General features: G+C 73.4%; 9 protein-coding genes. 5 read left to right on the top strand and 4 right to left on the bottom strand.

All coding sequences use genetic code 11. The features are described 5' to 3' along the window. Positions 1-24 precede the first annotated feature (24 nt). The 3 genes from ACTMSW_RS03695 to ACTMSW_RS03685 all read left to right on the top strand — a co-directional run bounded on the left by ACTMSW_RS03695 (position 25) and on the right by ACTMSW_RS03685 (position 2,848). A complete protein-coding gene (locus tag ACTMSW_RS03695; RefSeq protein ID WP_441178981.1) occupies positions 25-1,737 on the top strand; it encodes an alkaline phosphatase D family protein in 1,713 nt (570 codons plus the stop codon). Positions 1,738-1,763: 26 nt separating this feature from the next. Further along, positions 1,764-2,204, top strand: a complete 441-nt coding sequence (locus tag ACTMSW_RS03690) for a MarR family winged helix-turn-helix transcriptional regulator (RefSeq protein WP_441178980.1) — start codon at positions 1,764-1,766, stop codon at positions 2,202-2,204. 113 nt (positions 2,205-2,317) lie between these two features. Continuing rightward, complete coding sequence (locus ACTMSW_RS03685; protein ID WP_441178979.1) at positions 2,318-2,848, top strand: DinB family protein; 531 nt, start codon at positions 2,318-2,320, stop codon at positions 2,846-2,848. A 21-nt stretch (positions 2,849-2,869) separates the two neighbouring features. On the opposite strand, the gene ACTMSW_RS03680 is transcribed toward ACTMSW_RS03685, so the two are convergent. The 3 genes from ACTMSW_RS03680 to ACTMSW_RS03670 all read right to left on the bottom strand — a co-directional run bounded on the left by ACTMSW_RS03680 (position 2,870) and on the right by ACTMSW_RS03670 (position 7,625). Beyond that, positions 2,870-3,496 carry an HAD family hydrolase gene (locus tag ACTMSW_RS03680; RefSeq protein ID WP_441178978.1) on the bottom strand — a complete coding sequence of 209 codons (627 nt, stop codon included), beginning with the start codon at positions 3,494-3,496 and terminating at the stop codon, positions 2,870-2,872. Next, entirely contained in the window at positions 3,496-7,119 is a 3,624-nt protein-coding gene (gene smc / locus ACTMSW_RS03675) for a chromosome segregation protein SMC (protein WP_441178977.1), read from the bottom strand. The genes ACTMSW_RS03680 and smc overlap by 1 nt, the downstream gene beginning before the upstream one ends. A 311-nt stretch (positions 7,120-7,430) precedes the next feature. Next, on the bottom strand, positions 7,431-7,625 hold the full coding sequence (locus ACTMSW_RS03670) for a hypothetical protein (protein WP_357039589.1): 195 nt from the start codon (positions 7,623-7,625) through the stop codon (positions 7,431-7,433). Positions 7,626-7,996: 371 nt separating this feature from the next. Between ACTMSW_RS03670 and ACTMSW_RS03665 the strand changes: the two genes are divergently transcribed. Next, positions 7,997-9,271 (top strand): CAP domain-containing protein, encoded by a 1,275-nt coding sequence (locus ACTMSW_RS03665; protein WP_441178976.1) that lies wholly within the window; start codon positions 7,997-7,999, stop codon positions 9,269-9,271. Positions 9,272-9,378: 107 nt separating this feature from the next. Next, positions 9,379-10,275 carry an endo alpha-1,4 polygalactosaminidase gene (locus ACTMSW_RS03660; RefSeq protein WP_441178975.1) on the top strand — a complete coding sequence of 299 codons (897 nt, stop codon included), beginning with the start codon at positions 9,379-9,381 and terminating at the stop codon, positions 10,273-10,275. A gap of 66 nt (positions 10,276-10,341) precedes the next feature. Here ACTMSW_RS03660 and ACTMSW_RS03655 read toward each other — a convergent pair whose 3' ends face one another. Then, positions 10,342-12,561 carry an MMPL family transporter gene (locus tag ACTMSW_RS03655; protein WP_441178974.1) on the bottom strand — a complete coding sequence of 740 codons (2,220 nt, stop codon included), beginning with the start codon at positions 12,559-12,561 and terminating at the stop codon, positions 10,342-10,344. Between the last annotated feature and the right edge of the window lie 139 nt (positions 12,562-12,700).

Here is a 12,700-nt window from a genome sequence, read left to right as displayed (position 1 = left end):
GCTTCTTCACCCTGGAGGTCCGCCATGCCCGCCGCACACCTGCTCATCGGCCCCCTCCTCCGGCGGGTGGTCGACACGCGGGCGACCGTCTGGGTCGAGACCAGCGCACCCGCGGTGGTCACCGTCCGCACGGCCGACGGCGCCACCGGCAGCGCACCGACCTTCTCGGCGTACGACCACCACTACGCCCTCGTCGTCGTGAGCGGCCTCACCCCCGACAGCGCGACCACCTACGAGGTGCTGATCGACGACGAGGTCGCCTGGCCGGTACCCCGGGGCGGATTCCCGCCGAGCGTCATCCGCACCCGCGCCGCCGACGACCTCGAGCAGCCGGTCCGGCTGGTCTTCGGCTCGTGCCGCGAGACCACCCAGCACGCCACCGCGCGGAAGCTGCCGCCCGACGCGCTGGACGCGTACGCCCGGCGGTTGATCGCGGCCCCCGACCCGGCCGACCTGCCCGACCTGCTGGTCCTCCTCGGTGACCAGGTCTACGCCGACGAGACCTCGCCCACCGTGAAGCGCCTGCTCAAGCGGCGCCGGCGGCGGCCGAAGGACGCGCCGAGCGACCAGGTGGTCAGCTTCGACGAGTACACCAAGCTCTACCTGGAGTCCTGGCGCGACCCGGAGATCCGCTGGCTCTTCTCCACGGTGCCGAGTGTGATGATCTTCGACGACCACGAGATCATCGACGACTGGAACACGTCCGCCTCGTGGCGGGCGGAGATGCGCGAGCAGGCGTGGTGGGCCGAGCGGATCGGCAGCGGCCTCGCCTCGTACTGGGTCTACCAGCACCTGGGCAACCTCTCCCCCGACGAGATCGCGGCGGACCCGGTCTACGCCAAGGTCGTCGCCGCCGAGGACGCGACCGGCGTGCTGAAGGATTTCGGCCACCGGGTCGACCAGGAGTCCGACCTCGCCCACGACACCGAGCGGTGGCGGACGGCGCAGTACCAGTGGAGCTACGCGCTCGACCTCGGCCGGACCCGCCTGGTGATGCTGGACAACCGGTGCAGCCGTGTCCTGGACCGGGGGCAGCGGGCCATGCTGCCGCCCGGCGAGTGGTCCTGGTTCCTCGACCAGGCTCACGGCGTGTACGACCACCTCGTCGTGGGCTCCTCGCTGCCGTGGCTGCTCCCCCCGGGCATCCACCATGTGGAGGCGTGGAACGAGAAGCTCGCCGACTCGCCGCGCCGATGGGTCGCCGGGCTCTCCGAGCGCCTGCGCCGTGGGCTGGACCTGGAGCACTGGGCCGCCTTCCGCCGCTCCTTCGAGGCGCTGGGCGCGCTGTTCGCCCGGATCGGCGCCGGCACGCCGGGCCGGTCCGGCGAGCGGGTCGGCGCCGGGCCGGCGTACGCGCCACCGGCCTCGATCAGCGTGCTCTCCGGCGACGTGCACCACTCGTACGTGGCCCGGGTCCGGTTCGCCGACGCCGACGTGGCCACCCCCGTGCACCAGCTCACCTGTTCCCCCATCCACAACCAGGTGCCCGCCAGCATCCGCCCGCTGATGCGGATGGGGTGGTCCGCCGGTCCGTCCGCGGCCACCCGGGCGCTCGCCCGCGCCGCCGGGGTACGCCGGTCGCCGGTGCGGTGGCGGAAGCTGGCCGGGCCGTACTTCGGCAACGCGGTGGCGACGCTGACGCACCACGGGCGCACCGCCGAGGTGACCATGGAGGGCACCACCTCCGACGGGCACCTACGGCCGGTGATGCGCCGCCGACTGACCGACGCCGTCTGAAGCGGAAGACCGTACCCTCGGTACCCGTGACGGAACACCCGCCCGAGACGGTACGCGCGGTGGAGCACGAGTTGACCGCGCTGTTGCGCCGCAGCCGCGCGGTCTCCTCGGAGATCGCCCGTCAGGTGCACCCCAGCCTGGAGCCGAACGCGTACGGGCTGCTGCTCTGGCTGCGCCGCACCGACTCGGTCCGGCTCACCGACCTGGCCGCCCAGCTGGGCATCGGCAAGGGGACACTCAGCCGGCAGATCCAGGCTCTGGAGGAGCTGGGACTGGTCCGGCGCGACCCGGACCCGGACGACCGCCGGGCCTGGAGGCTGAGCCTGACCGCCGCTGGCCAGCGGCGGTTCGACGCGGCGCGGGAGGGCCGGCTGGACCGGTTCCACCGCACGCTGGAGGACTGGCCGACCCGGGACGTGGAGGACTTCGCCCGGCTGCTCAACCGCTTCAACGAAAGCTACTTCTGAGGTGTAAGGAAGGGCCCCTTCTTAACGCCTCACGTGGTAAAAGGGCCCCTTCCTAACACTTCCGGAGTAAATCGGGTCGCCGGATGTCCGACCCGGAGGCGAGGATGGCCGGCATGACCTGGAGAGCACCTGAGATCGACCGCCGGCACGAGCCCTTCCTCGGTGACGAGCGCACCATGCTGGAGGGCTGGCTCAACTACCATCGCGACACCCTGCTGCACAAGTGCGCGGGGCTGGACGCCGAGCAGTTGCGGACGGCGAGCGTCGAGCCCTCCGGGCTCAGCCTGCTCGGCCTGATCCGGCACATGACCGTCGTGGAGCGGGCCTGGTTCCGGCAGCGCTTCGCCGGGGAGGACCTGCCCGAGCTGTACGACTGGACGGCCGACCCGGACGCCGAGTTCACCACCCTGTCCACCGCCGACCCGGAGGCCGACTTCGCCGCGTTCCGGGCCGAGGTCGAGGCCGCCGACGCGGCCGCCGCCGGCCACGACCTGGACGAGGAGTTCACGCTGCGCCGCCGCGACGGCAGCGAGCACCAGGTCAACCTCCGCTGGGTCTACATCCACATGATCGAGGAGTACGCCCGGCACAACGGCCACGCCGACCTGATCCGGGAACGCGTCGACGGCGTCACCGGCGACTGAGGTCGGCGCTGCCGGGACCGGTCAGCCGGTCATGGCCAGCGCGGCCCGCAGGTAGCGCAGGTCGCCCGGGCCGCTCCACCGGTGCGCGGAGAGCCCGGCGGCCCGGGCGCCGCGGACCGCCCAGTCCTCGTCGTCGACGAACAGCACCCGGGACGGTGCCGTCTCCAGCGCTTCGCAGGCCGCCAGGAAGTAGTCCTTCGCCGGCTTGTTCACCCCGAGCGCCGAGGAGTTGACCACCACGTCCAGCTCGCCGACGAGGTCCAGCGCGGCCAGGTCGGCGTCGAGCAGGTCGGTGGCGTTGGTGCCCAACCCGACCCGGATGCCGCCGGCGCGCACCTCGCGGACGAAGGCCAGCACCTCCTGGTCCACCTCGCCGCGGTAGCGCTGCCACTTCTCGACGGCGGCGCGGGCCCGCTCCGGACCGCCCGCCGAGTCGGCGAGCGCGTCGGCCACGCTGGTCACCCAGTCGGCGTGGCTGACCTGGCCGGTCACCACCGGCTGGAGCCGGCCCCACTGCATGGCGATCTCCATGAGGACGCCCTCGGAGAGGCCGTACTCCCGCTCCACGCCGGCCGCGACGGACGGGTCCCACCGTCGCAGCACACCGTCGAAGTCCACCAGGAGCGCCGTCGCGCGTTCCCGAGCCACTAACTGATCTCCTCGTCGTCGCCGTCGCGGCCGGGCCGCGCGGTCTCCCCGTCGGCCCGGTTGAGCCGCTGACTGATCACCTGGGTGACCCCGTTACGCATGGTGACGCCGTACAGAGCGTCGGCGACCTCCATCGTCCGCTTCTGGTGCGTGATGACGATGAGCTGGCTCTTCTCGCGCAGCTGGGCCAGCAGCGTGATCAGCCGGCCCAGGTTGACGTCGTCGAGCGCCGCCTCCACCTCGTCCATGATGTAGAACGGACTGGGTCGGGCGCGGAAGATCGCCACCAGCATCGCCACCGCGGTCAGCGACCGCTCCCCGCCGGAGAGCAGGGACAGCCGCTTGATCTTCTTGCCCGGCGGGCGGGCCTCCACCTCGACGCCCGTGGTGAGCAGGTCGTCCGGGTCGGTGAGGATCAACCTCCCCTCGCCACCGGGGAAGAGCACGGTGAAGACCTGCTCGAACTCGCGGGCGGTGTCGGCGAACGCGCTGGCGAAGACCTCCAGGATCCGGTCGTCGACGTCCTTCACCACGGTCAGCAGGTCCCGGCGGGTGGCCTTCAGGTCCTCCAGCTGCTCGGAGAGGAACTTGAAGCGCTCCTCCAGCGCGGCGAACTCCTCCAGCGCGAGCGGGTTGACCTTGCCGAGCAGGGCGAGTTCCCGTTCCGCCTTGGCAGCGCGCTTCTCCTGCACCGGCCGCTCGTAGCGCACCGGCTCGGGCACCGGCAGGCCGTCCCGCTCGGCGGTGGCCACGTCGACCTGGGTGGGCGGGACGAGCTGGTGCGGCCCGTACTCGGCGACCAGCGTCTCCACGTCCAGGCCGAAGTCCTCGGCGGCCTTCGCCTCCAACTGCTCGATGCGCATCCGCTGCTCGGCGCGGGCCACCTCGTCCCGGTGCACCTGGCTGGTCAGCCGCTCCAGCTCCGCGCCGAGGCGCTTCGCGGCGCCGCGTACCTCCTGGAGCTCGGCCTCCCGCGCGGCGCGTTCGCGCGCCACGGCGTCGCGGTGCTCCTCCGCCTGCGCGATGGACGCGGTCAGGCGGGTGAGCGCCTCCCGGGCACCGCCGGCCACGGCCCGCGCGATGCCGGCCCCCCTGGTCCGGGCCGCCCGCCGCGCCGCCGCGCGTTCCCGCGCCGACCGCTCGGCCGCGGCCTGCCGGCGCAGCGAGTCGGCGCGGCCGGCGATCGAGGAGACCCGCTCCTCGGCGGTACGCACCGCGAGCCGCACCTCCATCTCGTTCTGCCGGGCGCCGGGGACCATCGCGGCGAGCTGGTCCCGCTCCTCGGTGGACGGCTCGGCGTCGATCGGGGTCTCCTCGGCCAGCCGCAGGCGCTCCTCCAGCTCGGCGAGGGCGAGCAGGTCGCGTTCCCGGGCCGCCTCGGCCCGTGCACGGGACTCACCGAGCCGGTCGGTCTCCGCCTTCGCGGACCGCGCGGCCGCCCCCAGCTCGGCCAGCCGGCGGGCGGCGGCGTTGCGGTGGCTCTCCGCCTCGCGCTTCGCGGCGGCGGCGTGCTGCACCGCCTCCTTCGCGGTGGCAACCTCGGCGCGCGCGTCGACCAGCTGCCCACGCAGCTCGGCGCCGGCGCGCTCGGCGGCGAGCCGGTTGGTACGGGCCTCCTCGACGGCGGCCTGCACCTCGATGAAGCTGGGCGCCTTGGCCGAGCCGCCGGCCGCCGCGTACGCACCGACCACGTCGCCGTCCGGCGTGACCGCGCGCAGCTCCGGATTGCCGGTGACCACCTCGGTCGCCGCACCGAGGTCGCCGACGACCACCACGTCGCGCAGCGCGCGATGCACGGCCGGGCCGATCTCGGCGGAGCACTCCACCAGGTCGGGAGCCCAACGGGCGCCCTCGGGCAGCTTCGGGCGCAGCGCGTCGGCGGACCCGTCCATGCCCGGCCCGGCAGGGCTGCCGACCAGCAGCCCGGCCCGGCCCGCGTCGGAGATCTTCAGCAGGCGCATCGCCTCGACCGCCTCGTCGACCCCGCTCACGGCCACGGCGTCGGCGAGCCCGCCGAGCGCGGCGGCGAGGGCGGCCTCGTGCCCGGGCGCGACGGTCAGCAGCCCGGCGAGGCTGCCCAACAGCCCGGGGACCTCCCCGGCGCGGGCCAGCAGGGCACCGGCGCCGTCCTTGCGGCGCAGGCCCAGGGAGAGCGCCTCCTCGCGGGCCTTCCAGGTGGCAGCGTCCTTCTCCGCGGCCCGCTCGGCGTCACTCAACGAGCGGACGGTGGCCTGCGCGCGTTCCTGGACGGCGACCGCCTCCGCGTGCCGGGTGTCCAGGTCGGCGTTGTCCCGGTCCGCCTCGGTGGACTGCGCGGCGACCGCGTCCAGGTCCGCCTGCGCCTTCTCGGCCCGGCCGAGGGCATCGGTGTGGGCGGCGGCGAGGCGTTCGATCTCCTCACCCGCCGTGGCGGTACGCGCCCGCGCGGAGTTCACCTGCCCGGTCAGCCGGGCCATCCCCTCCCGCCGGTCGGCGATGGCCTTGGCGGCGGCGACCAGCTCGCGTTCGGCGGTGGCGAGCTGCCGCTCCAGCTCCTGCCGGTGCTCCACCGCCTCGGCCAGCCGGATCTGGTCGTCGGTGAGGGCGGCGCGCAGTTCCTCCTCCTGCTCGCGCACCCGCTCCGCCTCGGCCTCCAACTGGTCGGGGTCACGCCCCGGACGCTCGTCGTCGGGTGTCGCGCTGAGGTGGCGCAGCCGCTCCCGGGCCAACTGCTCGATCGAGCGGAAGCGCTCCTGCAAGGCGGACAGCCGGTACCAGGTGTCCTGGGCGGCGGCGAGCAGTGGCGCGTCCTCCGCGAGGGCGGCCTCCAGCTCGGCGAGGCGCGCCTGCACCTCGACGTGCTCGGCCTCGACCTGCTCGCGGCGTTCGCGTACCGCGGTCTCGTCGGCGATCTCCTTGTCGAGCGTCGCGCGCAGGGTGGCCAGGTCGTCGGCGAGCAGCCGCAGCCGGGCGTCGCGCAGGTTGGCCTGGATGGCGGCGGCGCGGCGGGCCACCTCGGCCTGCCGGCCCAGCGGCTTGAGCTGACGACGCAGCTCGGCGGTGAGGTCGGTGAGCCGGTTGAGGTTGGTCTGCATCGCGTCGAGCTTCCGCAGCGCCTTCTCCTTGCGCTTGCGGTGCTTGAGGACGCCGGCCGCCTCCTCGATGAACGCGCGCCGGTCCTCCGGCTTGGCGTGCAGCATGCCGTCCAGGCGGCCCTGCCCGACGATGATGTGCATCTCCCGGCCGATACCGGAGTCGCTCAGCAGCTCCTGGATGTCGAGCAGGCGGCAGGAGTCGCCGTTGATCTCGTACTCGCTCTCGCCGGAGCGGAACATCCGGCGGGTGATGGAGACCTCGGTGTACGCGATCGGCAGGGCGCCGTCGGTGTTGTCGATCGTGAGGGTCACCTCGGCGCGGCCCAGCGGGGCGCGGCCGGCGGTGCCGGCGAAGATGACGTCCTCCATCTTGCCGCCGCGCAGGGCCTTGGCGCCCTGCTCGCCGAGCACCCAGGCGATCGCGTCGACGACGTTGGACTTGCCGGAGCCGTTCGGGCCCACCACGCAGGTGATCCCCGGCTCCAGCTTCAGTGTCGTCGCGGAGGCGAAGGACTTGAAGCCCTTCACCGTCAGGCTCTTGAGATGCACCTTCTCGATCCTCGTCCGGTGGCCGCCGTACCGTCGCCGGCTGCGCGGACCTGGTAAACCCGCAGCCTAACCCGCTGTCGCGGACCGGTCGGCACGCGACCCGCCTGGTGCGGCGGTGGCCGGCGTCCCCGGTTCACGTTCCCGTGCGGGGTACGCCGTTCCGTGATCACCGTCGGAACAGTTTCCGCGCCGACGCGGACAAGATCGTCAAATGGTGGCCGGAAAACGAGGCGGACAGAGCTGCGCGCCGGCACAAAAGTGTCGGCGCGCCTTTTCGCGGGTGGTGCGATTCAGTTTTTCCCGATCCGAGATCAGGTCAGCGCCGGCTCCGCGAGCCGGAGCAGGTCGTCCGCCTCGGACGCCGCCGCCGCGAGCCGATCGTTCTCGGCACGCAGCCGCGTGATCTCGAACTCCAGTGCCTGAACCCTGGAACGCAGTCGGGTGACCTCGTCGAGCAGGCGCCGGTCGGGCGCCGCACCTACGTGGCCGTACAGGGCCTTAGCCATGTTGACTCCTTGATATGCGCTGCCGGAAAGGCCGGCCAACGCGCGCCCAATGTGTACGCGGCTGTCACCCCAGGCGATTCTGGGCATGACCGGGCGCGACTGGCGACACCTATATATTGAGCCGATACCCCCTCCTTCGTCAAGTTCTCGCAGGCCGTAGATCATCTCCACGTCGACCTGTCCACTTGTCGGGGGGCTGCCTCGCGGCGCGGACACGCTCTGTCCGGACCACCTCACTGTACGCCCGGATTCCCGGAAGTCCCTACCCGTGCGTCCCGGTTCCCCTTAACTCTTCCTTAGCCACGTTGCCGCAGTTCAGGGCCGACACGTAGCGTCACCACGGCTCCGAACCGACCCCTGGAGGCTGAGGCGTGTACGGCTGGACCGACCCGATCAACCCGGACGACGTCGATCCGCGTCCGGAGGCGGCGACCGACGAGCCGGCCTGGCTGACCGACCGGCCGGCCCCCCGCTCGTCGTACCTCTTCGGCGACGAGCCGGACGGACGCGACGACGAGCGGCACCCCGACCAACCGACCGAGCAGTGGCGACCCGAACCGGGCCAGGCGGACCCCTACCGGGCCGACCAGCCGTACGGGGCGGACCAGCCGTACCCGGCGGACCAGTCGTACCCGGCCGAGCAGCCGGCCGCGGCGTGGCAGCCCGTCGACCGATGGCAGGACGAACCGACCACGTGGCGGGACGAACCCACCACGGCCTGGCAGCCGGCGGACGGGTGGCGGGACGAGCCCGCTCCCGACCGGCACGAGGCGGCGTCGACCGCGCCGCTGGCCGCCGTCCCGCCGCTCGACGCTGCCGGACCGGTGCACCCGTACCGACCGGCGGCTCCGGACGCCGAGGCGATCAACGAGGGACAGCACCGCCCGTCCCGCCGGTTCCCCCGCCCGATGCTGATCGGTGGGGCCGCCGCCGCGGCCACCCTCGTGGTGAGCCTGGGCGTCGGCGCCGTCGCGCTGACCGGCGGTGACGACCGGACGACCGCGTCGAGCGCCGTCGACGACACCGTCGCCGCCGCCCCGGTGCTGCCCGGCACCGACGGACCTCCGGCCGACCCGCTCGCGCCCACCAGCCCCGCCGCGGCACCGACGTCCGCGAAGCCCAGCCCGGCGGCGACCCCGAGCCGTAGGCCGACGCCCGCGCCGTCCCGCACCACCGCGCCGTCCCGGCGCACCGAGCGCAGCAGCGCGCCGACGACCAGCCGACGACCCACCACCAGCACCAGCACCAGCACCAGCACCGGCGTCAGCAGTCAGGCCCGCCAGGTGGTCGACCTGGTGAACGCCGAGCGGGCCAAGGCCGGTTGCGGCGCGCTGGGCATCGACGACAAGCTGATGACCGCCGCCCAGCGGCACAGCCAGGACCAGGCCGACCACCAGGATATGTCGCACGACGGCAGCGACGGCAGCGACGCGGGGCAACGCCTGGACCGGGTCGGCTACGCCTGGCGCACCTACGGCGAGAACGTCGCCTGGAACCAGAAGACCCCGGCCGCGGTCATGGACGCGTGGATGAACAGCCCGGGCCACCGCGCCAACATCCTCAACTGCGCGTTCACCGAGATCGGCGTCGGCGTGGCCAGCAGCAACGGCCCGTACTGGACGCAGGTCTTCGCCGCGCCGCGCTGACCGGCACTCCCGCAGCGCCCCTCGCCCGCGACGTCGGGCGGGGGGTGCTCGTTTGTCCGGGTACGGCGTGCGGCAAGGGGGCCCCGCCGGGACCCGGGAGCGAGGAGATGCGGATCCGGTGGTCGGCGTCCGCGCCGAGACACGCGCCGTCCGGCAGGACCGGCCGGCGTCCGTGGCGACGGGCGCTCCGGCGGGCGCTGGCGACGGCCGTCGTGCTCACCCTTCCGACCCCGGTGTACGCCTGCCACCCGCAACTGGCGCCGCCCGACGCGCCGACGCCGTGGCCGGCGGCGTACGCCCACCGCTGGCAGTGGCAGTGGCAGCTCACCGGCCCGGTGGACGTCACGGTCGACGCCGACGTCTTCCTGCTCGACGCGGTCGGCGTCACCGCCGAGGAGACCGCCGCCCTGCGCCGGCGGGACCGGAGGCTCATCTGTCACGTGCCCGTCGGCTCGTACGCGGACAGCGACCCGGACGCCGGTCGCTTCCCGTCGACGGTGCGCGGGGCGGCGGTACGCGAACAGACGACCCGCGACCGCCAGCGCCGGTGGCTGGACGTACGCCGCTGGGACCTGCTCGGTCCGGTGCTGGCCGACCGGTTCCGGCTGTGCCGGGGCAAGGGGTTCGGCGCGGTCGCCCTGGTCGACGCCGACGGGTACGCCCAGCGCAGCGGCTTCCCGCTCGCCTTCGACGACCAGCTCGTGTTCAACCGGCGGCTGGCGGCCCTGGCCCGTTCCCTGGACCTCTCCCCCGGCCTGGTCGACGACGTGGGCCAGATCGCCGCGCTGGCGCCGGACTTCGACTTCGCGGTCAGCCGGGAGTGCGTCCGGCTGAACCGGTGCGCCAAGCTGCTGCCGTTCACCGATGCCGGCAAGCCGGTCTTCCACGTCGAGTTCACCGGTGACCCGGCCGCCTTCTGCGTGACCACCCTCGGGTACGGCTTCTCCTCGATCCGGAAGAACCGGGAGCTGGACGCGGAGCGGCAGCCCTGCCGACTCCCCTGACCGCCGTACGCCCGGAGGGCCGGCCCGCTGGTGCGGCCCGGCCCTCCGGTTTCGGTACGCGATGGCTCAGCGCGCGCCGACCAGCTCCGGGGCCGGAGCCGGCGGGTCGGCGGGCGTCGCGGCCGGACGGGCCCGGAGGAACTTCGGTGCCCACCAGTTCGCGTCGCCCAGCAGGGTCATCAGCGACGGCAGCACCACCGCGCGGATGATCGTGGCGTCCAGCAGGATCGCCGCGGCCAGACCGACGCCGAGCTGCTTCATGTCGATGGTGCTCAGCGTGGCGAAGATCGAGAAGACGCCGACCATCACGATCGCCGCGCTGGTCACCACGCCCGCCGAGGAGGTGATGCCGAACGCGACCGCCTCGGAGTTGGACAGGCCGGCCCGGATCCCCTCGCGGATCCGGCTGACCACGAAGACGTGGTAGTCCATCGACAGGCCGAAAAGCACCACGAACAGGAACAGCGGCAGCCAGGAGACGATCGCGCCCATCGAGGTGAAGTTGAGCAGGTCGCCGGCCCAGTCGCCCTGGAACACCAGGACCAGCAGGCCGTACGCGGCCCCGGCGGAGAGCAGGTTCAGCAGGATCGAGCTGAGCGCGATCACCACCGACCGGAACACCCACGTCATCACCAGGAAGGTGAGCGCCAGCACGAAGCCCATCACGATCGGCAGCTTGTCCCGGACGTGCTGCGCGTAGTCCTCGCTGCCGGCGACCTCGCCACCGACCGCGTACTCGACCCCGCCGATCCCCCCGAGGGCCGCCGGGACCAGGTCGTCGCGGAGCCGGTCCAGCGACTGCACGGCCCGGTCGTCCCGGCTGGCGTACGGGATGGCGACCTCCAGCACCGACACCCGGCCGTCGGCCGACACCTCGATCTGCGGGCCGTCCGCCTCCGGCGGCGCGAACAGCGGATCGGCCGAGGCGCGGGCGGACAGGTCGGTCAGCGCCGCCTTCACCCGGTCGGCCTCCGCCCCGGAGGCCCGGACCGCCACCGTGTGACTGGTGCCGCTGCTCGGGAAGGCCGCGGTGAGCCGGTCGTACGCCTGCATGGCCGGCGTGGTGCGCGGCAGGTCCTCCATGCCGGGGAACTTCAGTTTCATGCCCAGCGCCGGAGCGGCGAGGGCGAGCAGCAGCCCGACCGAGATCACCAGGGTGGCGACCGGCGCCCGCAGCGCGGGCTTCAGCACGGCCGGCCAGAAGCGGGGCGCGGCGGGCTGGCCGTCCCGCCCGGTACGCGGCGCGGTGAGCCGCCAGAGCAGGGGCACCCGGGGCCGGTCCACCCAGCGACCGAGCTTCGCCAGCAGCGCCGGCAGCACGGTCAGCGACCCCGTCACGGCGACCGCGACCACCAGGATCGACCCGACGGCGAGGGACGAGAAGACGACGTCACCGGCGAGCAGGAGCCCGGCCATCGAGATCATCACGGCGAGACCGGAGACCACCACGGCGTGGCCGGAGGTCTCGGCGGCGATCTCCACCGCGTCCAGTCCCGACCGCCCCTTGGCCCGTTCCTCGCGCTCGCGGCGCACGTAGAACAGCGAGTAGTCGACACCGACCGCCATACCGATCAGCAGGATCACGCTGGCGGTGGTGTCGGTCGCCGGCACCAGGTGGGAGGCCAGTGTGCTGAGCCCCATCGCGGCGGCCACCGAGGACAGCGCCAGCAGCACCGGTACGCCGGCGGCGATCAGAGCGCCGAACGCGACGATGAGGATGGCCAGGGTGACCGGCAGGCTCAACAGCTCGGCGCGCTTGAAGTCCGCACCGAGCGTGTCGTCCAGGGCCTTGTTGATGGACGGCCCACCGACCTGCTCGATCCGCAGGTCCGGGTGGGCGTCCTGGACATTGGCGGTCGCGTCACGCAGCGGCTGCACGCGGTCCGACGCGGTCTCCGGGTCGCCGGACATCGTGATGGGCACCAGCAGCGCACTGCCGTCCCGCGCGGGGACCGGCGTGCCGACCGAGGCCACCCCCTGGACGGTCCGCAGCGTGGCGGCGGCGTCGTCGGCGGCCACCTTCGCCGCCGCGGGATCGAGGGTGCCCGTACGGGGCGTGATGAGGATGTTCTCCACGGCCGGGTCGACGAAGTTCCCGGACGAGACGATCAGCCCCGCGCGGCCCGACTCACCGATGGCCTGGTCCGAGTCGGTCGCCTCGTTGAGGCCGGCGGCGTTGCCCCCCAAGAAGCACACCGCCACGAACACCACCCACAGCGCGATCGCGCGCCACGGGTGCTCGGCACTCCACCTCGCCAGCCGCACCGTCACCGGTCTTGCACCCATTCCGGGCCCCCTGTCACGTCAGTCCCCTGTCAACGGTGCTGACGCTATGCGCGTGACGCGGGCGGAACATCGGGGATCGGCCCCGGTCCACCCCGGAAACCGCTTCCGGCCCGCCACGCCGGGCGACGGTGTCCGGAGG

It is taken from the genome of Micromonospora sp. BQ11 (assembly GCF_052068135.1).
Lineage (GTDB): Bacteria > Actinomycetota > Actinomycetes > Mycobacteriales > Micromonosporaceae > Micromonospora.
Note: the sequence above shows the minus strand (reverse complement) of the source record. Positions and strands in the feature narration are given on the sequence as shown.

Bases quoted from the DNA above. Each gene is read 5' to 3' on its own strand.
- ACTMSW_RS03695 (WP_441178981.1), top strand. From the start codon at position 25: ATGCCCGCCGCACACCTGCTCATCGGCCCCCTCCTCCGGCGGGTGGTC.
- ACTMSW_RS03685 (WP_441178979.1), top strand. From the start codon at position 2,318: ATGACCTGGAGAGCACCTGAGATCGACCGCCGGCACGAGCCCTTCCTC.
- ACTMSW_RS03670 (WP_357039589.1), bottom strand. From the start codon at position 7,625: ATGGCTAAGGCCCTGTACGGCCACGTAGGTGCGGCGCCCGACCGGCGC.
- ACTMSW_RS03660 (WP_441178975.1), top strand. From the start codon at position 9,379: ATGCGGATCCGGTGGTCGGCGTCCGCGCCGAGACACGCGCCGTCCGGC.
- ACTMSW_RS03655 (WP_441178974.1), bottom strand. From the start codon at position 12,561: ATGGGTGCAAGACCGGTGACGGTGCGGCTGGCGAGGTGGAGTGCCGAG.